We start from the raw sequence: 20440 nt of genomic DNA, 5'->3' as shown, positions 1-20440 counted from the left end.
GCCGAAAGTAAGGACGAATGACGTATCCCGGCCACGACGTTCGGCCTTGCCAGGTCGGCCTGCTGTCGAATGGCCCGCCTCAACGGTCCGCGCTCGCACCGACCCGGCGGCTTTCCGTCCGATGGACCGAAGAGAGTCAGGACATTCGTCGCCGTACCCAATTACTTGAACTATCAAGAATTGGCCCAGGCGCCCAGCCGAACCGGCGGCCCGTCTTGGTTTCCGAGGAAGGACGATCGATGACAAGCTCTCTCGCACGCAGGCAGGTTCTCGGCGCGGGCATCGCCCTGGGAGCGACCGCCCTGGTCGGCGGTACGGCACAGGCCGCCCCGGGCACCGCCAGATCCTGGCCCAAGGAGTTCTCGCTGCCCAACGGCTGGGGGCCGGAGGGAGTCGCGATCGGCTCCGCGCCGTACGCCTACTTCGGATCGATCGCCACCGGCGGCGTGTACCGGGTGAACCTCACGAATGGCAAGGGCAAGGTGGTCCACCGCGGCCTGGGACGCATGACGGTCGGGCTGAAGGCCGACTCCTGGGGGCGGCTGTTCCTGGCGGGCGGCAGCAGTGGTGAACTGCGGGTCGTCGACGCCCACAGTGGTGCGCTGCTCGCCAACCACGTCGTCGCAGGGGAGGGCAGTTTCGTCAACGACGTCCTGCTCACCCGCGACGCCGCCTGGTTCACCGAGTCGTTCAGCGCACAGCTCTACAAGCTGCCGCTGGGCAGGAAGGGCCGCATCGGCGCCCCGGAGAGCCTCACGCTGAGCGGTGACTGGGTGCAGTCCGGTTTCACGTCCAACGGCATCTCGCTCACCCCCGACGGCAGCGCCCTGCTCGTCACCAACGCGGCCGCGGACGGCGGCTCACTGATGCGCGTCAACCCCCGCACCGGCGTGACCAGCAAGGTCGACCTGGGTGACACAACGCTGCCCAGCGGCGACGGGCTGGTGCTCATCGGCCGCACTCTCTACGTGGTCCAGCCCAACCCCAACCAGGTGGACGTGATCCGGCTCAACCGGTCGGGCACAAGGGGCACTGCGATCGGAGTGATCAGGGACGACCGCTTCGACCTGCCCACTACGGCCGCCGCCTACAAGGGTCAGCTGTACCTTCCCAACTCCCGCTTCACCACCCCGGACCGGGATGAGAACACCCCTTACAACGCGGTGTCCGTGCCGTTGGTGTGACGTACGACCGGAGTACCGCTGGACCCCGCCCACTCAAAGCCGGCGGGGTCCAGCGGTACTCGCCGTTTCTATCCGTGCGTCGTGATGGTGTGCGCTTCGGTGAAGGAGAGCAGGCCGTCCGGGCCCATCTCGCGTCCGATGCCGCTCTGGCGGAAGCCGCCGAAGGGGGCTCGGTCGTCGCATGCGACGGCGTTGGCGTGATTGATCCAGGTGGTGCCGGTGCGCAGCCGTTCCGCGAGGCCCGCCGCGCGGGCGGGGTCGGCGCTCCAGACCGAGGAGCACAGTCCCGACCAGTCGTTGTTGACCTGGTCCAGTACGGAGTCGACGTCGTCGAAGGGCAGGATCGGCAGGGCGGGGCCGAACTGTTCCTCGGTGACGATTCTCAGGCCCGGGTCGGGATCGAGGACGAGGGCGGGACGCAGGAAGTGTCCTCCTGAGGAGGCGGCGTTGGGGGCCAGGGTCCCCAGTTCGCGGATCTCGGCTCCGGCGTCGGCCGCCTCGGTCAGCATGGCGGTCACCCTGTCGCGCTGGGCGGCGCTGTTGAGCGGGCCCATGGTCGAGGCGGGGTCGGTTCCCGGACCCACGCGTTGGGTGTCCAGGGCAGTGGCGAGCGCGTCGACGAGTTCGTCGTAGCGGGAGCGGTGGACGTACAGCCGTTTGACGGCCATGCAGACCTGGCCGCTCGTCAGGAACGCGCCCTGGACGAGCCGTCCGATGTGCTCCTGATCGAGTACGGCGTCATCGAGGACGATCGCGGGGTCGTTGCCGCCGAGTTCGAGGGTCACCGAGGCGAGGTTCTGCGCGGCGGCGGCCATGATGTGCTTGCCGACGGCCGTGCTTCCGGTGAACACGATCTTCCGGACGCGGGGGTCGGTGAGCAGCGGGGCGACCGCTTCGTTGCTGCCGGTCACGACGTTCAGGACGCCGGCGGGGAGTCCCGCCGCGAACAGTTCCAGGGTGCGCACCATGGCCAGCGGCACGGTGGGCGGGGGCTTGACCACGGCCGTGTTCCCGGCAAGCAGCGCGTACGGCAGGCTCGCGCCGAGGATCGCGATCGGCCAGTTGAACGGGACGATGACAGTGACCACGCCCACGGGGAGCCGGTGGATGCGCGAGGTCAGCGGCGGGCCGTCGAGGTGCCTGACCTGGTCGAGGGAGTCGACCAGATCGATGGCCGCCCGGGTGCGGGCGACGAAGACGCTCATCTCGATCTGGCTCTCGAGGGAGATCTTGCCGTTCTCGCGGGTCATCAGCGCTGCCCGGTCGGCCTCACTGCCGTCGAGGAGGGTGAGCGCCTGGCCGATGATCTCCGCTCGCCGGCGCGCGGGCATCGCCGCCCAGCTCGGGAACGCCGCGTCCGCGGCGGCTACGGCCGCCCGGGCCTGCTCGACGGTGGCTGCGGCGGCGTGACCGACGATCTGCTCAGGGGCCGCCGGGTTGTGGACGGCTGTCCAATCGTCGGTCTCGACGGTCCTGCCGCCGATGAGCAGTCCCGTCCGGACCGGCGCCGCCCGGGTCTCCGCCGGTGCTGTGGGGATTCTTTCGGACATACAACTCTCCTGAGGATCAGGTGTGCCCCACCGTTCCGCGCCACAGTGCCGTGACGTGCCACTGAGCGTGCAGGACGGGGATGACCAGGAAGCGCGAGAAGGAAGGATCTGTGACGCCTGGCGGACAACCATCCGCATGGCGGACAGCCTGAGGTCAGCGTCACTTCGGACGCTTGCCGGTGTCAAGCCCTTGGCTGCGGAAGCCTCGCGGTGAACCACTGTCCGCATCACGGACACGCGTTAGGCTGATCGGTGGGAACCCGCAGCGCGACCGCAGCCGAGGAGTCACGTGCCACGCCAGGGAGCAGGACCGGACTTCATCGAGGCATTGGCCCGGGGGCTGGAGGTCATTGCCGCGTTCCCGCCCGGCCAGCCACAGATGTCGCTGGCGCAGGTCGCCGGCGCCACCGGGCTCGCCAGGCCGACCGCCCGCAGGATTCTGCTGACCCTGGAAGAACTCGGCTATGTCCGCTCGTGCGAGTCGGGGTTCGCGCTGACCCCCAGGGTGCTCGAACTCGGGGTGGCCTACGTGCGCTCCATGGGCTTGTGGGACATCGCACGGCCCCACATGGAGCGTCTGGTGGAGCGGACCAACGAGTCGTGCTCGGTAGCTCAGCTGGACGGATCGGACATCATCTATGTGGCCCGGGTGGCTGTCCCGAAGCTCGTGACCCTGTCGGTGCAGATCGGAACGCGCTTCCCGGCACTGCAGACCTCCCTGGGAAAGGTACTGCTGGCGGCCCTGCCGGCCGATGAGCTGAAGCAGGTGCTCGCCGAGCCTTCGCGCTCCGGACTGACACCGTGCTGGCAGCCCGCCCCCGGCGAACGCGACGCGGTCCTGCGCGAGGTGCGGGCACGCGGATGGGCGCTGACGGACCAGCAGTTGGCGCCCGGTATCCGGTCGGTCGCGGCCCCGTTGCGTGACGGCTCCGGTCAGGTCATCGCGGCACTCAACGTCAACTGCCACGCGGCCGAGACATCGGTCGAGCGACTGGTCGAGGAGTATCTGCCACCGCTGTTGCAGACCGCGGGAGACATCAGCGGGGATTTCGCCCGCATCGCCGCGGTGCCTCAGACCTGAGAAGGAGCCCCGGCCCCTGCACGAGCCTGAGGACCGGGAGAGCGACCACGGGCGCGTCACGCTTCTTCAAAGGCTGCCAAGTCGAGGGGTGTGGGCCTGAAGTCCTGGAGCCGGTCGGCATAGGCACTGGAGAAGAGTTCGGCGACCGACTCGGCGGTCCAGCCGCCCTGCCGGAATCGCTCCTCGGCCTCACCGGGGTGCGTCCACAGGGCGATCCGGTCGCCCCCGGCGGCGATGGCCTGTCCGGTGACGTGGGCCGACTCCTTCGACGCCAGATACACGATCATCGGCGCCACGTCGTCCGGCGAACCGAGACCCTGCCGCCGGAGGGCCTCGGGTACAGGCTCCCCCGCGTCGACCTTCGCCACGAGGTCACCTATCCGGGGCATGGTCGCCACCATGCGCGTCAGCGCGGTCGGCACGATGGCGTTGACCGTGACATCGATCTTCGCGAGTTCGACGGCCCAGGTGCGCGTCATCGCGACGATCGCGCCCTTGGAGGCCGAATACGCGGTCTGGCCGAAGCTCGCACGCTGCCCCGCCGGTGATCCCACCAGGATGAGCCGACCGCCCTCTCCCTGTTCACGGAAACGGGCCGCCGCCGCGCGGCCGCAGGTGAACGTGGAGCGCAGATGGCTGGTGACGACGAGGTCGAAGTCGTCGTCGGTGGTGTTGCGCAGGGTCCTGTCGCGCAGCGCACCGGCGTTGGTGATCATCACATCGAGCCGGCCGAACTCGTCGACCGCGCGCCGCACCAGCCCGTCGGCGAAGTCGGAACCGCCGACCGCGCCGACATGGGCGACGGCTGTTCCACCCGCGTCCGTGATGACGTCGACCGTCTCCGCGGCCACGTCGGCGTCCAGGTCGTTCACGACGACGGCGGCGCCCGCCGCCGCCAGCGCGCGGGCGTAGGCCCTTCCCAGGCCTCGGCCCGCACCTGTGACAATGGCGACTTTGCCGTCGAGCATGCTGTCCTCCTGAGCTGGGGTTCGGTACCCCTGAGCGTAGGAACGCTCCGAGCCCGGGAGGAACCCGCTGATGACGGCACCTGCGGCGGACCTGTGTCCTGCACCGCCCAGGACATCCGTCGCGGTCAGCCCTGCGGCGGGACCAGACCCTGCCGCACCGCGAACAGCGCGGCCTGGGTCCGGGAGGTGAGCCGGAGTTTGCGCAGGACGTTGCTCACGTGGGTGCGGGCGGTGCGCTCGCTGATCACCAGCTCGTCGGCGATCTGCTGGTTCGACCGTCCCTCGGCGACCAGTACGAGGACGTCGCGTTCCCGGCCGGTGAGCGAGGCCAGCCCGGTCGGTGGCGAAACGATCTCCTGGGTCAGTCCCCTGGCGACCGCGGGGTCGAGGAAGACCTCGCCCCGGGCGGCCGCGCGGATGGCGGCGACCACCTCACCCGCCTCGGCGTCCTTGAGCAGGTAGCCTGCGGCTCCCTGGGCGAGCGCCGCGTGGACGCGTTCCATCTCGCCGAAGCTGGTGAGCACCACGACCCGGAGACCTGGGTGGCGCTGCTTGATCACTCCGATCGCCGTCGCCCCGTCCATCCTGGGCATGAGCAGGTCGATCAGCACCACGTCCGGGAGTTCCTGGTGGGCGGCCATCGCGTCGAGCCGGGTGAGCGCCTCCTGTCCGTCGGCGGCCTCCGCAGCGACCTCCATGTCGTCCAGGACCTCGAGGTAGGCGCGGATCCCACGGCGTACGACGGCGTGGTCGTCGACGATCAGGACCCGGATGGGGCGGGGTCCGGTGTCTCCGGAAACGGCACCGCCCGCGGAGTGCTCCGTGAGCCGTCCGGCTCCGTGTCCGGGGGCTCCGGCACCCGTACGGGCAGGGGTATGACGACCCGTACGGCCGTACCGCTCTTCCCGGATCTGATCCTCATGGCGCCGCCCCATCGTTCCGCCCTTTCCCGCATGGTCGTCAGTCCGTAGCCGTGGTCCCAGTGCGCGCCGGTCGTCCGCCCGTCGTTTTCTCCTTGCCCCGAGCCGCCGCGCCCGCCGGATGCCGCGAGTCCGCGACCGTCGTCACGGACGCCGGCGGTCAGGGTGTGGTCGCGTACGCCGAGGCGGATGGTGACGGTGGTGGCCTCCGCGTGTTTGACCACGTTGTGGATGGCCTCGGCGACGATCCGGTACATGTCCTCCGCCAGGTCGGGTTCGACCGCGTTCAGCTCCGCGCCGAACAGCAGTCGGAAGCTGAGACCCGTCCGGTTCTCGGTGCTCTTGACGAGTGCTCTCACCGCCTCTTCCAGGCCGAGGCGGGTGGAGGAGGTGGGACGCAGTTCGTGCACCATCGCCCGAAGGTCGGCGAGGACCGTCTGCGACAGGGCCCCGACCTCCTCCGCGAACTGCCGGACCGCTTCCGCCGGCACCGGCCCGTCACGCGCCCCCAGCACTCCGACGGCGTTGGCCTGCATGCCGATGGAGAACACCTGCTGGACGATCGAGTCGTGCAGGTCGCGGGCGAGGCGCTGACGCTCGTTCCGGCGGGCCCCTTCACGTTCGCGCTGCAGCAGCGTGGCGTAGTCGACGGCGAGCGCGGCCTGCTCCGCCATGGCGGCCAGGAACTCCAGCGTTCGGCCGCCGATCTCCTGACCGGGTGCGAAGTACGCGTTGAGCACCCCTTCGGGTCGGCCGCGCGCCATCAGCGGAACACTGACGAAGGAGTCCCAGTTGAGCTCCCCGAGGTAGGCGTGCAGCGGTTCCCAGGCCGGATCCTCGCGGATCTGGGCCCACCGGTGGGGGACGACGATCGGTTTGCGTTCCCGCAGGGTGTCCAGCATGCGCAGCCGGGCGCCGCGGTCGCGGCACTCCAGCAGCCGGTCGAGGAACGCGTCCCAGTGCCGTAGCCCCGCCGAGCCCATCAGCCGCAGTTCGCGGCCCGTGCTGTCCAGGATGAGGATCTGCACGCCGGCCAGGCCGTCGGTCTGGACGATCTGCCGGGCCACGGCGTCGAGGGTCGAGCCGAGCGAGCCCTCCGAAGCAAGTGCGATCGACGACTGGGCTATCGCCGCGATCCTGCGCTGCCGGTGCCACTCGTCGGTCACGTCGCGGAACGACACCACCGTGAACTTCGGGTCGCCCGGCAGGCCGCGGGCCCGGTAGGCGAACTCCCGGCGGGTCCCGGAGGCGGGCATCCAGTGAGCCACGCTCTCGTCCGACTGCTCCTCCAGCAGCCCTGCCCGGCACGCGCCGGTGGCCCCTTCCGCCAGCGCGAACGGCGATGTCCTACCGAGCAGGTCGGCCTCCTCGCGTGCGCCACACATCGCGACCCCCGCGGGGTTGAGGCGGACGAACCGGCCGACGCAGTCCAGTACCGCCAGGCCGTCCGGCGCGACGGCGGCGACCTCGTCCCACCCCACGGGTGATGCGGACATGACCGACCTCCTCATCGTCGTCGTGATCGGCGGGCGTTGGAGCCTGCTGTCGAAGTCCGCCCTGATGCCGATCCGACGCGTTGGATTCGCCGTGCCGGTTCGCCACGCGGATGCTGGGTCAGGAGAACGCGCCAGTCGGTGAGCGGACTGGGGCCACTCGCGATCGCCCCAGCATCGTAGCCCGGCGGATTCGGAGCGGATCTACGTCATTCGTCCTGTTCACCGCCCTGTCGAAGCGCCGAGCCCGTCGAGTCATTGCACGCGTTCCTCAAGGAGTGCGCCCCGCTTACGGTGAGGAAGAAGCGCCCCGTGGATCGCTGCTCCCCCGAGACATCCACGGGGCGCTCCGGCCGCGCCCGGCCGTGCAGTCTGCCCATGCCCCGAGGACGAGGAGGTCTGAGGTATGGACGTGTCCATCGGCACGATCTGGGAGGCGGTCTCCCGTGCGCTTCCCGACGCCGTCGCCATCACCGAGCCCGGCCGTGACACCACCTACCGGGAGTTCGACGAGCGCGCGTCACGGCTGGCCGCCGCGCTGGAAGCGGCCGGGGTGCGCGAGGGCGACACCGTGGCCTGCTACCTGTTCAACGGTTCCGCCTACCTGGAGACGGTCTTCGCCGCCTTCAAGCTCGGCGCCGTCCCGGTGAACGCCAACTACCGCTACACCGGCGAGGAACTCACCGAACTCCTCACCGACGCCGACGCCGCCGCGCTCGTCTTCAGCGGCGCCCTGGCCGACCGGGTCACGCACGCCGCCGGACACGTACGCACGCTGAAGCTGCTGGTGAGGGCGGGCGATCCACCCGCCGACGGCCCGGCCGGTCCCGCCGTGCCCGAACTGGAGGAGCTACTGACGGCGCACGCGCCGCGCGAGCCGCAACGACGGCCCGGAACGGACCAGCTGTTCATGTACACCGGCGGGACCACCGGCAAGCCCAAGGGCGTCATTTGGCAGCTGAGCGACCTGCTGCGCGCCCACGTGGTCCCGTACTACCACCCGCTCGGAGTCACCGAACTCCCCGCGAGTCTCGACGAGGCCGTGGCCATCGCCGTCAAGGCACGCCACGAAGGCCGCGCGCCGACCACTATGCCCGTCGTACCCCTGATGCACGCCACCGGGCTGTTCAACACCATGGGCGCCCTGATGACGGGAGGCCGGGCGGTCACGGCACGATCGGGCGGCCTCGCCCCGGAGCATGTCTGGCACATGATCGCCGAGCAGCAGGTGGACACGGCGATCATCGCGGGCAACGCCGTGTGCCGCCCGCTCGTCGACGAACTCCTGCGGGCCGAGAAGGCCGGGACGCCTCACGACCTGCGCTCGTTGCACAGGATGATCAGCTCCGGCACCGCACTCAGCGATCCCCTCAAGAGAGCGCTGCACGAACGTGCCGACGTCACGATCACCGAAGCCATCGCATCGAGCGAAGGGGGCCCCTTCGCCTTCGCGATCACCTCCTCGGTAGCGGATCTGCCCTCGCGTTTCCGCCCCGTGCCCGCGACACGGGTGATCGGCTCCGATGACCGCTTCCTCGAACCCGGCAGCGACGAGACGGGCGTCCTCGCCTACCGCGGGCCCATGCCGCTCGGCTACTACAAGGACACCGACAAGAGCGCGAAGGCGTACCGCACCATCGACGGGGTCCGGTACGCGATCCCCGGCGACCTGGCTCGAATAGAGGCCGACGGCGCGATCCGGTTCCTCGGACGCGGCTCCGGCGTGATCAACACCGGCGGGGAAAAGGTGCACCCACAGGAGGTGGAGAACGTCCTGCTGGCGCACCCCGCTGTGACGGACTGTGCCGTCGTCGGTGTCCCCGACGAGACCTGGGGAGAACGGGTGGCGGCCGTCGTGGCGGTCCGGCCGGGCAGCACCCTCACCGGCGACGAACTGCGCGACCTGGTCCGGCGCAGCCTCGCCGGCTACAAGGTGCCGCGTTCCGTCGTCCTGACGGACGTCCTGCCTCGCACCCCCACCGGCAAGCTCGAAGTCGCCTGGGCCAGGAAGACGGTCCAGGACGCCGACGCGGGTGCCGGCGGCGGAATGTGACAGTCGAGTGCCTGAAGCCCTGAACGGGAACGGCGGCAGGGCACATCGTGCCCTGCCGCCTCGCCGTGCCTCAGCTCGCGCGCTCCTGGCGGGCTTCGAGCGCCCGCAGCGCCTCCCCCACGCTCGCCACGTGGTCCCGCATGGCCGTTTCGGCCGCCACCGGGTCCCCGGCGGCGATCGCCGCGATGATCCGCTGGTGCTGGGGCAGCGACGCCCGAGCCCGCCCCGGCACCAAGGACAGCATGAACTGGTGCCCGACCACTTGGGCCCGCAGTCGTTCGACGACCTGGTTGGCGGTCTCGTGGCCGGCGATGTCGCGCACACCCCGGTGCAGACGGGCGTTGAGGTCGCTGTACGCCATCAGTTCGCCGTCGGCGACCGCCCGAGCCATGTCCGCACCGATCGCGCGGAGCTCCTCGGCCTGCGCGGGGCTGACCCGCTCCGCCGCGCGAGCGGCGATCAGGCCCTCCAGGACCATCCGTACCTCCGTCACCTCGACCGCCTCGGCGAAGGAGATCTCCCGGACGCGTGCGCCGCGGTTGCGCTGGATCTCGACCAGGCCCTCCGTCGCCAGCTGCCGGAGTGCCGACCGCACCCCGGAGCGGCCGGCGCCGAACTGTTCGCAGAGGTCCGCCTCGATCAGGCGCTGTCGCGGCACGTAGTCACCGCGCAGCAGCGCGGCCCGGATCGCACCGGTGACGTCGTTTTCCATAGAAGTGCTCACGGTGTGCGGTCCCCATCCACCACAGGTCCAGGGCGAGAAAGCCGGCGGTCAGTCCTGGTAGGTGACGCCCAGTTCGGCGAGCCTGGCACGGAGCCCGTAGTAGTCGACGCCCAGCGTCCCGGAGCGCAGGACCTCGCGCGTCGCTGCCTCCTTGGCGATCCGCTTCTCGGCGAGTTCCGCCGCTTCTCCGGCCTCGGCGAGGGGCACCACGACCACGCCGTCGTCATCGGCGACGATGACGTCACCGGGGTGTACGGACACCCCACCGAGCGTCACGGGCACGTTGACCGAGCCCGGGGATGCCTTCACCGTGCCCTGGGGCGGACACCGACCGGGCCCAGACGTGGAAGCCCATCTCCCTCAGCTCGGCGGTGTCGCGCACCCCGGCCGCCGTGACCAGCCCGATGACGCCCCGAGCGGCGAGGGAGGTCGCCAGCAGATCGCCGAACATGCCGTCCGTGGACGGCGAGGTGGTCGTCACCACCAGGATGTCGCCGGGCCGGCAGGCCTCCACGGCGGCGTGGATCATCAGGTTGTCTCCCGGGTGGGAACTCACCGTCACCGCCGGGCCGGCTATGCGCACGTTCCGCTGGTTCGGCCGCAGACCGGTCCCCGCGAAGCCGCGGCGGCCGATGGCCTCATGGACGGTGGACACCCCAGCCTGCGCGAGCCGCGCGACGACGTCGGCGGGGGGCCGGGTGATGTTCCTGACGACGAGATGGTGGTTCGGCACGTCTCCTCCGGGTTTCTCCAGGTTCGTCGTCGAGAGAATTCCCTACGTCAGCAGTATTGTCAACAATAAAGTCAGCGATATTGTGACTCTGTGGGACCAACCTCTTTCGTCCCGCACTCCTCGCGCGAAAACAGCGCTGTGGAACCGGAGCTCGTACGGCACCGGTCGACGCACCCCTTCGCACTCGATCCCAAGGAGCCCCTCATGACCCACGACACGTCCACTCCGTCCGAGGGCGCGCTGCTGGTCGTCAGCGCGCACGCCGGCGACTTCGTCTGGCGGGCCGGCGGCGCCATCGCGCTGGCCACCGAACGCGGTCAGCGTGTGAAGGTGCTCTGCCTGAGCTTCGGCGAGCGCGGCGAGTCCGCACGGGCCTGGCGGGACGGCCTGCGCCTCGACGAGATCAAGGAACTGCGCCGCACCGAGGCCTCCGACGCCGCGGCCGCGCTGGGCGCGGAGATCGAGTTCCTCGACGCCGGGGACTATCCGCTGCTGGAGACACCGGAGTTGGTGGACCGTATCGTGCGCGTGTACCGGGAGGTGAGCCCCGCGGTCGTCCTCACCCACACCCTCGCCGACCCCTATAACGGCGACCACCCGGCCGCCGCCCGCATGGCGCTCCAGGCCCGCGTGCTCGCCCAGGCGGTCGGCTACGACGCGCCCGGCGAACCGCTCGGCGCTCCCCCCGTGTTCTTCTTCGAACCGCACCAGCCGGAGCAGTGCGACTTCAAGCCCAACGTCCTGCTGGACATCACCTCCGTCTTCGACAAGAAGCGCAAGGCCATGGAGTGCCTGGCCGCCCAGCAGCACATGTGGGACTACTACACCGACCTCGCCAAGCGGCGCGGCGTACAGCTGAAGCGCAACGCCGGCCCCAACCTCGGCCTCGCGCACGGGACCATGGGCGAGGCGTACGTGCGGCTCTACCCCGAGACGACGGGGGTGCTGGCATGACGTCGGCGACGCACATCTGGGTGCCTTTCCGCGACACGTCCCTGTTCGTGGAGTTCGCGCGGGGGACCGACGACCCGGACGGCTCCCCGGGTCACCAGGAGTTGCTGACCGACGTCGTCCCGTCGGACGGCGTCACGCGGGACGACCGTTACGGCGAACCTCTGTGGCGGGTCGACGCCGAACATCTGCACGCCGTGGTGGAGGCCCTCTGGACCACGGACCACCCGCTGCACATCCACCTCGACCAGACCCCGCGGCACGTGCGGGAGCCCGGCGGGCGCGACCAATGACGTAGGCGGGTCGTGACCTTTCGCCGTCCGGGTCCGGTCATTAGCGCGACGACCTGCGCGTTCCCCCCGACTAGCGTCGACCGTGCCACCGCACCACCGACCGTGCCGAGGAGATGACGCACATGACGAGCTCGTCGACCGCCGCCCTGGACGCGCTCCCGCTCGGGACGGCAGCAGCGGCGACCAGCCCGGCGCCACGCGAGACCGAGTACGACGGCACAGTCACCGTCCTGTCCCGGCGGACGGCGGCGGACGGTGTCACCTCATTGCTGCTCGCACCGCACGACGGTGTACCCCTGCCGCGCTGGCAGCCGGGCGCGCACATCGACGTGGTCCTCCCCACGGGCGCCGTCCGCCAGTACTCGCTGTGCGGCCCGGCGGCCGTCACCGACTGCTGGCGCATCGCGGTGCTGCGGGAGCCCGACGGACGCGGCGGATCGCAGTGGATTTACGACAACGTCCGCGAGGGAAGCGAACTGCGGATACGCGGCCCGCGCAACAACTTCCCGCTGCGGCAGGCCAGGCGGTACCTGTTCGTCGCCGGCGGCATCGGCATCACCCCCCTGCTGCCGATGATCGCCGAGGCTGCCGCGGCCGGGGCCGACTGGTCCCTGCTGTACGGGGGCCGGAGCCGCGCGTCCATGGCGTTCCTGTCCGAGCTGGAGGGCTACGGCGAGCGCGTGATCGTACGGCCGCAGGACGAGTACGGCCTGCTCGACCTCGCCGGTCACCTCGGTGAACCCTCCCCTACCACCCTGGTGTACTGCTGCGGCCCGGCCGGGCTGATCGACGCGGTCGAGGCCCACTGCGCCACCTGGCCGGCGGGATCGCTCAACGTGGAGCGGTTCGCCGCGGCCCCGGGGCAGCACTCCGGTGACGTCGAGGGCGACGAACCGTTCGAGGTGGAGCTGCGCTCGTCGGGGGTGACGCTCACCGTGCAGCCGGGACAGTCGGTGCTCAGGGCCGTGGAAGCGGCGGGCGCACCGGTCATGTCCTCCTGCGAGGAGGGCATCTGCGGTTCCTGCGAGACCGCCGTCCTGGCGGGCGAGATCGACCACCGGGACTCCCTGCTCACCGATGACGAGCGGGCCGCCGGCGACACCATGCTGATCTGTGTCTCCCGTGCCCGCGGCGGCCGCCTCGTCCTGGACCTCTGACCGGACTTCTGAAAGGAGAGAGTCGCCATGCCCACACAGCACGTCCGCAACGGCTGGTACCTGGGAGCCTGGTCCGACGAGATCGGCCGGACCCTCACGCAGCGCTGGATCACAGACCTCCCGGTCTGCTTCTACCGGCTGCCCGACGGAACCGTCACCGCGATCGAGGACCGCTGCCCCCACCGCAAATACCCGCTGTCCCTGGGGCACTTGGACGACGAGGGCATCCTCCAGTGCGATTACCACGGCTACCGCTTCGACGGCCAGGGCGTGTGCGTCGGGGTCGCCGAGCAGGCCGACCGGCCCAAAGCGGCCCTGCGCCGCTTCCCGCTGGTCGAGCGGGACGGCGTCATATGGATCTGGCCCGGCGCCCCCGAACTGGCCGATGAGAACTTGCTTCCCGAAACCTCGTGGCTCACCGATCCCGACTGGACCCACGTGCACGGCGTCGTCCCGCTGAAGGCCCGGCACCTGCTGCTCCTGGAGAACCTGCTCGACCTCACCCACGAGACGTTCCTGCACCCGACGAGCATCGGCAACGCCGCCGTCGCCGCCACCCCGATCGACGTGACCGTGGACGGCGACCGCGTCGGTTTCAGCCGCCGGATGGTCGGCATCGAGGCCCCGCCGTTCTACGAGAAGTCCTGCGGGCTGGCCTCTCCGGTGGACCGCTGGCAGGACGGCGACTTCTACCCGCCGGGCATCTTCGTCCTCAACATCCGCGTCGCTGCCACTGGGACCGAGGAACCGGAGGGCTTCCACATGAAAGTGTTGTACGGGATGACGCCGGCACGCGGCAACGAGACGCACGACTTCTACGCCCTGGGCCGCGACTACCTCATCCACGACGAGGAGTTGACGAAATTCCAGCACGAGCAGCAGCTCGCGGTGATGCAGGAGGACGTCGACGCCCTGGAGGCGCAGGAGGTGATGTACGCCACCGATCCGGGCGGCAAGGCCGAGTCCAGCATCAGGTCCGACCTCGCCGCGCTGCGCGGACGCCGCGCGGTGGCGAAGTTGCTGGCCCGCGAACAGCAGGGTGACAGCGCCCCGCGCACCAGGGCATCCGCATGAGCGGCCGCCACGTCTTCGTACTCCTCCACGGAGCGTGGCACGGCGGCTGGGTCTGGCAGCGGGTGGCACCACTGCTGCGCGCGGCCGGGCACGAGGTGCACACGCCCACACTGACCGGGGTGAGCGACCGCGCCCATCTCCTCACTCCCCAGGTCGGGCTCACCACGCACATCCAGGACGTGGTGGCGCTGATCGAGGCCCATGACGCCCGGGACGTCGTACTCGTCGGGCACAGTTACGCCGGTCAGGTCGTCACCGGCGTCGCGGACCGCGTCCCGGACCGCCTGGCCAAGCGGGTCCATCTCGACGCCTTCGTCGGCGACGACGGGGACGCGGCGATCGATCTGCTGCCCGACCGCGTCGCCGGGCACTACAGGGATTCCGTGTCCGGGCCCGGCTTCGGCTGGCTCATCCCGGTGCGCTCGCTGAGCGTGCTCGGCGTCGAGGACCAGGCGGACCTCGACTGGCTCGGCCCCCGGCTCACCCCGCACCCGTGGCTGACGTACACCGAACCGCTGCGGCTGACCGGCAAGGCGGACCAGGTCGCCGGTGTCTTCGTCGAATGCACCGACTGGATGCGGGTGTTCACCCCGCACGCCGAACGCGCCGCCGTCCGCAGCTGGCCGGTCCACGAGATCGCCACCGGACACGAGGCCATGGTCACGGCCCCCGGTGAACTGACCGAACTGCTGCTGGAGATCGCCGCAGCCTGACCCTCGTGAAGGAACGCCCCGTATGGAATTCCTCGTCCGTACCGAGAACACCCTGCCCCCGGACACCCCCGACGACGTCCGCGAGTCCCTGCGCAAGGGCGAGCGTGAACGGGCCATGCAGCTGCGGGAGGCGGGCATCCTCAAGCGACTGTGGCGGGTCCCGGGCCGAGGCGCCACGATCGGCCTGTACGAGGCGGCCGATCCGGCGGAGCTGCACGACGCCCTGGTCTCCCTGCCGATGTGGAAGTGGATGGACATCACTGTGGAAGCGCTCGCCACCCATCCGCAGGAGAAGGCACCGTGACGGGTTCGGACGGCGACGGCTCCCGGGTCGCGGTCGTCACGGGCGCTGCGGGTGGCCTGGGGAGCGCCATCGTCCACAGGCTGGCCGCGGACGGGTTCGCCGTCGCCGCACTGGACATCGCCGAACCGGACGGTACGAGCGGGGTCGTCCCCGGGGTGCGGGACTGGCGCTGCGATGTCAGCGACCCGGCGGCGACCCGCCGGACGGTGGACGGGATAGTCCAGGCGTACGGCGGTGTGGACGTCCTGGTCAACAACGCCGGTCTGCTGTCCGGCCGGGCCAGTCTGTTGGAGACCACCCCTGAGGAACTCCACCGCTTCTTCGACGTCAACGCCGTCGGCCCGCTGCTCATGGTGCAGGCGTGCGTGCCGTGGCTGCGCGAGAGCCCGTACCGCGGGCGCGTCGTCAATGTGGCGTCCCGCACCTTCTTCACCGGCGCGCCGGGCCAGATCGCCTACGCGGCCGGCAAGGGCGCGCTCATCGGCATGACCCGGGTGATGGCGCGCGAGCTGGGCGAGCACCGGATCACGGTCAACGCGGTGGCGCCCGCCCAGGTCGCGACCCCCGGGACCCGGGCGCACTCCGGCGACGAGGTCTTCGCCGCGACCATGCGGCAGCAGGCGATCAAGGAGTTCGTCACCCCGGAGCACTTCGCGGGGCTGGTCTCGTATCTCGCTTCCCCGGACGCGGTCATGGTCACCGGCCAGACGCTCGTCTGCGACGGCGGCGGACTCCTTCACTGACCGACACCACCACGGAAGGAGAGCAACGGGATGTCGTCCAGCAGCACGCCGAAGGTCCCCGGCACCTACGTCTTCGACGCCGCGGAAAGCCGCCGCGGACAGGCCCTGAACCGGCTCTGCGGTTCGCTCAAGCACGCCGAGAACCGGGCGAAGTTCAAAGCCGACGAAGCCGCCTACTGCGACGCGTACGGCCTCACGGCCGAGCAGCGGGACGCCGTCCTGCACCGGGGCTGGAACCGGATGATGGAGCTGGGCGGCTCCATCTTCTACGTCTTCAAGCTCGCCATGGTCGACCAGAAGTCCATGCAGTACCTCGGCGGTGTCTTCACCGGCATGACCACCGAGGAGTTCACACAGGCGCTCGAAGCGGGAGGGCGGAGCTTTGGCTGAGGTGATCTGGGGACTGGCCACCTCGCACGTGCCGTCGATCGGTGCGGCCATGGACCACGGAAAGACCGACGATCCGTACTGGAAGCCGCTGTTCGACGGGTACGCGCCGGCGCGTGAGTGGATGGCCCGGCACACCCCCGACGTGGCGGTCGTCGTCTACAACGACCACGCCAACGCGGTCGATCTGAGTGTCACGCCGACCTTCGCGGTCGGCACGGCCCCGTCGTACACAGTGGCCGACGAGGGGTGGGGCAGCCGCCCCGTCCCGGTCGTCACCGGCGCCCCGGAGTTCTCCGACCACCTCGTCGAGAGCCTCGTCGACGCGTCCTTCGACATCACCGTGTTCCAGGAACTCGACGTGGACCACGGCCTGACGGTGCCGTTGTCGGTGTACTGTCCCGACCCCGGTGAAAGCTGGCCGTGCGCGGTGGTCCCCCTCATGGTGAACGTCATCCAGTACCCGCAGCCGACCGCCGCCCGCTGCCTGGCCTTGGGCCACGCGCTCGGCGCGGCGATCCGGTCCTTCCCCGAGAACCTCAAGGTCGCCGTCTTCGGCACCGGAGGAATGTCCCACCAGTTGGCGGGCGCCCGCGCGGGACTCATCAACCAGGACTTCGACCGGATGTTCCTCGACGCGATCGAGCACGCCCCGGAGAAGCTGGCGGCGCTGACCCGCGAGGAGTACATCCGCGAGGCCGGCTCCGAGGGCATCGAACTCATCATGTGGCTGATCATGCGCGGTGCGCTGGGTCCCCGGATCCGCCGCGTGCACGAGACGTACCACGTGCCCGCGTCGAACACCGCTGCCGGGATGGTGCTGTTCGAGAACCTGAGCGCTCGTTGCTGACGGCTGTCCGGTGGCTCATGCGCCACTCTCCACATCACCGCCGGGAGCCCGTGACTTCCTTCTGCGCCTGTGCCCGTCGTGCGGCGGGCCCCTCGTGCGTGTGGAGCACGAGGGGACCTTGTGTCACGCCGTCAGCCCAGTTCGGCCAGCGCCTTCGCCGCCGGCGCCGCGCGGTGCTCGATCCAACGTGCCGGGGCGACGATGGCTTCGTCGATGCCCAGCGCGGCGTACTCGGCCATGGCCTCGGCGAAGCCGTCGAGCGTGCCGCCGGGGTCCGTGTAGAGGACGGTCCTCCTGATGGTCGTGTAGTCGCGGCCCACGTCATCGCGGTGACCGCGCGACTGGGCGTACACATCAGGGACCGTTGGCCTGCGGGTCCCACACCGCACCGGCCCGGCACCAACACCGGGGTCGCCGCGCACGCCGTGGACCCGGAGGCGGCCGCGCTCCTGCGGCAGGTCTCCGGGTTGCTCCTGGCCTGACCTCCCATTCCATCAACTCCCTTTTCCCACTGGAAGGTTCTCGTGTCCAAGACCTGGTTCGTCACCGGCTCGTCCCGCGGCTTCGGCCGCTCGTTCGTCGAAGCCGCGCTGGATCGCGGAGACTCGGTCGCCGCGACCGCGCGCAACACGGAGTTCCTGGCGGACCTCGCGATCGCCTACGGCGAGCAGTTGCTCGTACTGCCCCTGGATGTCACCGACAAGACCGCCGCGTTCGACGCGGTCCACAAGGCCCACGCGCACTTCGGCCGACTGGATGTCGTCGTCAACAACGCGGGCTACGGCCACTTCGGCATGGTCGAGGAGCTGACCGAGGCGGAGGCGCGTGACCAGATGGAAACGAACTTCTTCGGCGTGCTCTGGGTCACCCAGGCCGCGCTGCCGCTGCTGCGCACCCAGGGAGGCGGCCACATCGTCCAGGTCTCCTCCGTCGGCGGCGTGCTCTCCTTCCCCAGCCTCGGCGTCTACGCCGCCTCCAAGTGGGCGGTGGAGGGGCTGTCCGAGGCCCTGGCCGCCGAGGTCGCCGGGCAGAACATCAAGGTCACCCTGGTCGAGCCCGGCCCCTACCCCACCGACTGGCCCGGCGCCTCCGCGGTCAACTCCGAGCCCGACCCGCTCTACGACGGAGTCCGCCAGGCCCTGGCCGAGGGCCTGGACCTGTCCGACATGGGCGACCCGAAGGCCGTCGGTCCCGCCCTGCTGACGATCGTGGATACCGAGAACCCGCCGCTGCGGGTGTTCTTCGGCAGGCCGCCGATCCAGCTGGCCAAGGACCACTACGCGCGCAAGCTGGCCACCTGGGCCGAGTGGGAGCACGTCTCCCTCGCAGCCCACGGCTGACCCCATGGAGTTCACGGCCCAGGGTGCTTTCCAGCCAAGTACTTGAACTTTCAAGATCTACTGCCCGACCATCTGCCTCCCCGGGGAACCAATGGAACGCACCACACCCAGACGCTGGAAGCGCTGGCTGATCGTCGGCGTTTCCGCCGCCGCCCTCGTGGGCGTCGGAGGTCCGTACGTCTACATCAACTACATCCAGGACGACCCACCAGCCGCGCTGTCACTCGACAGTCCACCGACCACGCCGGAGAGCACCTCCGGCTCCGGCGAGCAGACGAGTGGGAGCGTCGAGGGCGCGTGGCGGGTCGGCAGCGGTTCACAGGCCGGCTACCGCGTCGACGAGGTGCCCTTCGGCCAGAACGTCACGGCCGTGGGCCGTACCGAAGAGGTCACCGGAGAGCTGGAGATCGAGGGCGACAGCGCCGTCAGCGGAACCATCACCGTCGACCTGGCCTCGGTGACGAGCGACTCCGACCAACGCGACGGCCAGTTCCGCGGCCGGATCATGAACACCGAGCGGTACCCGGAGGCCACCTTCGAGCTCACCGAACCCGCCGACTTCGGTTCGGCGCCGGCCGTGAACGAACAGGTCACCGCGGAGGCCACGGGCGATCTGACCATCCACGGCCAGACGAACTCCGTCACGTTCGACCTCACCGCCCAGCGCACCGACGACGGCTTCCGCACCAACGGATCCATCCCCCTCACCTTCGCCGGCTACGGCATCGACGCACCGAACTTCGGTGGGATCACCGTCGAGGACGAGGGATCCATCGAGTTCCTCCTCGCCTTCACCCCCGCGTGATCCGAACCACCAGATCCCACCCCCCTCTTCGCCGCACAGCATCGGAGAACACCGTCATGAGCAGCACCCTCCTGTCCCGCAAGGCCGTCGCCACCCTGGTGGCCGCGGCGACCGTCGGAGCCATGGTCGGCTTCACCCCCGTCGCCACCGCCTCCGCACCCTCACACGGCGGATCCACCGCGGGCGCCTGGCAGACGAGCCCCCACACACAGGAGCGCAACAAGGTCATCGCCGTCCACGTGCTCAAGCAGCTCTTCGAGCACGGCGACGTGTCGGCCGCCGACCGCTACATCCGCCCCGACTACATCCAGCACAACCCCAATGCGGCCGACGGCACGGAGGCGCTCAAGGACTTCGTCCGTTTCGAGACCGCGCGGTACCCGGACCTGAAGTACAACGTCAAGCGGGTCCTGGCCCAGGGCGACATGGTCATCGTCCACGGCAACGTGGTCAACGAGCCCGGCACCCGCGGCGTGGCCCTGGTCGACATGTTCCGCTTCGACCCGAAGAGCCACCTGATCGCCGAGCACTGGGACATCCTTCAGGACGTGCCGGCGACCACCGTCAACGGCAACGACATGTTCGGCACGGTCAGCAGGCCGCGGACGAACCAGCCCGGCCCGCGTTGGCAGACGGCCCTCAGCGAGAAGGTGGCGACCGGCTACTTCGACACGCTCCTGGTCGACAAGAACCCGGACGCGGTGCGGTACCTGGCTCCGGAGTACCACCAGCACAACCCCACCATCCCCAGCGGCTCGGCCGGTCTGCGCGAGCAGTTCACCCAGTTCTTCCAGCAGTTCCCGGGGCTGATCGTCGAACGCAAGCGGGTCATCGCCGAGGGCGACATGGTGGCCATCCACGCCCACTACCGCCTCACGCCCGAAGACCGCGGCCAGTCCGTCGTGGACATCTTCCGCGTCAAGAAGCAGAAGAACGGACAGCTGAAGATCGTCGAGCACTGGGACGTTCTGCAGGACGTGCCGGCGACCTCCGCCAACGACAACACCATGTTCTGAGCCAATCCCGTCCCGAGGGCTTGTTTTAGGCATCAACCATGCGCCATGGTGACCGCTGTACGGACGATTGTCCGCACAGCGGTCGGGCCGGAACGAATCAA

At 69.9% G+C, this 20440-nt stretch carries 23 protein-coding genes and 1 pseudogene; 17 read left to right on the top strand and 7 right to left on the bottom strand.

The window, feature by feature from the left end; translation table 11 throughout:
• Positions 1-239 precede the first annotated feature (239 nt).
• Positions 240-1184 carry a superoxide dismutase gene (locus JIX56_RS43230; protein ID WP_257549325.1) on the top strand — a complete coding sequence of 315 codons (945 nt, stop codon included), beginning with the start codon at positions 240-242 and terminating at the stop codon, positions 1182-1184.
• Between the two features lie 68 nt (positions 1185-1252).
• Here JIX56_RS43230 and JIX56_RS43225 read toward each other — a convergent pair whose 3' ends face one another.
• Complete coding sequence (locus tag JIX56_RS43225) at positions 1253-2734, bottom strand: aldehyde dehydrogenase family protein (protein WP_257549324.1); 1482 nt, start codon at positions 2732-2734, stop codon at positions 1253-1255.
• Between the two features lie 289 nt (positions 2735-3023).
• Between JIX56_RS43225 and JIX56_RS43220 the strand changes: the two genes are divergently transcribed.
• Positions 3024-3815 carry an IclR family transcriptional regulator domain-containing protein gene (locus tag JIX56_RS43220; RefSeq protein WP_257549323.1) on the top strand — a complete coding sequence of 264 codons (792 nt, stop codon included), beginning with the start codon at positions 3024-3026 and terminating at the stop codon, positions 3813-3815.
• Positions 3816-3871: 56 nt separating this feature from the next.
• On the opposite strand, the gene JIX56_RS43215 is transcribed toward JIX56_RS43220, so the two are convergent.
• The 3 genes from JIX56_RS43215 to JIX56_RS43205 all read right to left on the bottom strand — a co-directional run bounded on the left by JIX56_RS43215 (position 3872) and on the right by JIX56_RS43205 (position 7199).
• On the bottom strand, positions 3872-4783 hold the full coding sequence (locus JIX56_RS43215) for an SDR family NAD(P)-dependent oxidoreductase (RefSeq protein WP_257549322.1): 912 nt from the start codon (positions 4781-4783) through the stop codon (positions 3872-3874).
• A gap of 125 nt (positions 4784-4908) precedes the next feature.
• Positions 4909-5556, bottom strand: coding sequence for a response regulator (locus JIX56_RS43210; RefSeq protein ID WP_151475520.1), 648 nt, complete (start codon positions 5554-5556; stop codon positions 4909-4911).
• Complete coding sequence (locus JIX56_RS43205) at positions 5544-7199, bottom strand: sensor histidine kinase (RefSeq protein WP_257549321.1); 1656 nt, start codon at positions 7197-7199, stop codon at positions 5544-5546. The genes JIX56_RS43210 and JIX56_RS43205 overlap by 13 nt, the downstream gene beginning before the upstream one ends.
• On the opposite strand from JIX56_RS43205, the gene JIX56_RS43200 reads away from it, so the two are divergent.
• Positions 7198-7341: a hypothetical protein gene (locus tag JIX56_RS43200; protein ID WP_257549320.1), complete on the top strand. Its 144-nt coding sequence runs from the start codon at positions 7198-7200 to the stop codon at positions 7339-7341. The two genes, JIX56_RS43205 and JIX56_RS43200, sit on opposite strands and share 2 nt — an antisense overlap.
• Positions 7342-7602: 261 nt before the next feature.
• Positions 7603-9249: an AMP-binding protein gene (locus JIX56_RS43195; protein WP_257549319.1), complete on the top strand. Its 1647-nt coding sequence runs from the start codon at positions 7603-7605 to the stop codon at positions 9247-9249.
• Between the two features lie 70 nt (positions 9250-9319).
• Here JIX56_RS43195 and JIX56_RS43190 read toward each other — a convergent pair whose 3' ends face one another.
• On the bottom strand, positions 9320-9961 hold the full coding sequence (locus JIX56_RS43190) for a GntR family transcriptional regulator (protein WP_257549318.1): 642 nt from the start codon (positions 9959-9961) through the stop codon (positions 9320-9322).
• A gap of 60 nt (positions 9962-10021) precedes the next feature.
• Positions 10022-10706: pseudogene (locus tag JIX56_RS43185) on the bottom strand (4-carboxy-4-hydroxy-2-oxoadipate aldolase/oxaloacetate decarboxylase).
• A gap of 204 nt (positions 10707-10910) precedes the next feature.
• Here JIX56_RS43185 and JIX56_RS43180 point away from each other — a divergent pair.
• From JIX56_RS43180 to JIX56_RS43140, 9 genes are all read left to right on the top strand, one after another.
• Complete coding sequence (locus tag JIX56_RS43180) at positions 10911-11660, top strand: PIG-L deacetylase family protein (RefSeq protein ID WP_257549316.1); 750 nt, start codon at positions 10911-10913, stop codon at positions 11658-11660.
• On the top strand, positions 11657-11950 hold the full coding sequence (locus JIX56_RS43175) for a hypothetical protein (RefSeq protein WP_257549314.1): 294 nt from the start codon (positions 11657-11659) through the stop codon (positions 11948-11950). The genes JIX56_RS43180 and JIX56_RS43175 overlap by 4 nt, the downstream gene beginning before the upstream one ends.
• Before the next feature lie 122 nt (positions 11951-12072).
• Positions 12073-13107 (top strand): PDR/VanB family oxidoreductase, encoded by a 1035-nt coding sequence (locus JIX56_RS43170; RefSeq protein WP_257549312.1) that lies wholly within the window; start codon positions 12073-12075, stop codon positions 13105-13107.
• Between the two features lie 27 nt (positions 13108-13134).
• Positions 13135-14181, top strand: a complete 1047-nt coding sequence (locus tag JIX56_RS43165) for an aromatic ring-hydroxylating dioxygenase subunit alpha (protein ID WP_257549310.1) — start codon at positions 13135-13137, stop codon at positions 14179-14181.
• Complete coding sequence (locus tag JIX56_RS43160; protein WP_257549308.1) at positions 14178-14894, top strand: alpha/beta hydrolase; 717 nt, start codon at positions 14178-14180, stop codon at positions 14892-14894. The genes JIX56_RS43165 and JIX56_RS43160 overlap by 4 nt, the downstream gene beginning before the upstream one ends.
• 22 nt (positions 14895-14916) lie before the next feature.
• The gene (locus tag JIX56_RS43155; protein ID WP_151475282.1) at positions 14917-15198 is read left to right on the top strand and encodes a muconolactone Delta-isomerase family protein; all 282 of its coding nucleotides are present in this window, start codon (positions 14917-14919) and stop codon (positions 15196-15198) included.
• A complete protein-coding gene (locus tag JIX56_RS43150; RefSeq protein ID WP_257549307.1) occupies positions 15195-15941 on the top strand; it encodes an SDR family NAD(P)-dependent oxidoreductase in 747 nt (248 codons plus the stop codon). The genes JIX56_RS43155 and JIX56_RS43150 overlap by 4 nt, the downstream gene beginning before the upstream one ends.
• 30 nt (positions 15942-15971) lie before the next feature.
• Complete coding sequence (gene ligA, locus JIX56_RS43145; protein WP_257549305.1) at positions 15972-16331, top strand: protocatechuate 4,5-dioxygenase subunit alpha; 360 nt, start codon at positions 15972-15974, stop codon at positions 16329-16331.
• A gap of 1 nt (position 16332) precedes the next feature.
• The gene (locus JIX56_RS43140; protein WP_257551450.1) at positions 16333-17178 is read left to right on the top strand and encodes a class III extradiol dioxygenase subunit beta; all 846 of its coding nucleotides are present in this window, start codon (positions 16333-16335) and stop codon (positions 17176-17178) included.
• Positions 17179-17309: 131 nt separating this feature from the next.
• Here the strand turns inward: JIX56_RS43140 and JIX56_RS43135 are convergent, their stop codons facing one another.
• Positions 17310-17498, bottom strand: coding sequence for a hypothetical protein (locus JIX56_RS43135; RefSeq protein ID WP_257549303.1), 189 nt, complete (start codon positions 17496-17498; stop codon positions 17310-17312).
• A gap of 9 nt (positions 17499-17507) precedes the next feature.
• On the opposite strand from JIX56_RS43135, the gene JIX56_RS43130 reads away from it, so the two are divergent.
• From JIX56_RS43130 to JIX56_RS43115, 4 genes are all read left to right on the top strand, one after another.
• Positions 17508-17660, top strand: coding sequence for a hypothetical protein (locus JIX56_RS43130; RefSeq protein WP_257549301.1), 153 nt, complete (start codon positions 17508-17510; stop codon positions 17658-17660).
• A 42-nt stretch (positions 17661-17702) separates the two neighbouring features.
• The gene (locus JIX56_RS43125; protein WP_257549299.1) at positions 17703-18518 is read left to right on the top strand and encodes an SDR family oxidoreductase; all 816 of its coding nucleotides are present in this window, start codon (positions 17703-17705) and stop codon (positions 18516-18518) included.
• Positions 18519-18609: 91 nt separating this feature from the next.
• Positions 18610-19323, top strand: coding sequence for a YceI family protein (locus JIX56_RS43120; RefSeq protein WP_257549297.1), 714 nt, complete (start codon positions 18610-18612; stop codon positions 19321-19323).
• A gap of 56 nt (positions 19324-19379) precedes the next feature.
• Complete coding sequence (locus JIX56_RS43115) at positions 19380-20339, top strand: nuclear transport factor 2 family protein (protein ID WP_257549295.1); 960 nt, start codon at positions 19380-19382, stop codon at positions 20337-20339.
• The last annotated feature ends 101 nt before the right edge of the window (positions 20340-20440 follow it).

The organism is Streptomyces sp. CA-210063 (assembly GCF_024612015.1).
Taxonomy (GTDB): Bacteria; Actinomycetota; Actinomycetes; order Streptomycetales; family Streptomycetaceae; genus Streptomyces.
The sequence above is the reverse complement of the archived record's forward strand: the minus strand, read 5'-3'. Positions and strand labels throughout refer to the sequence as shown.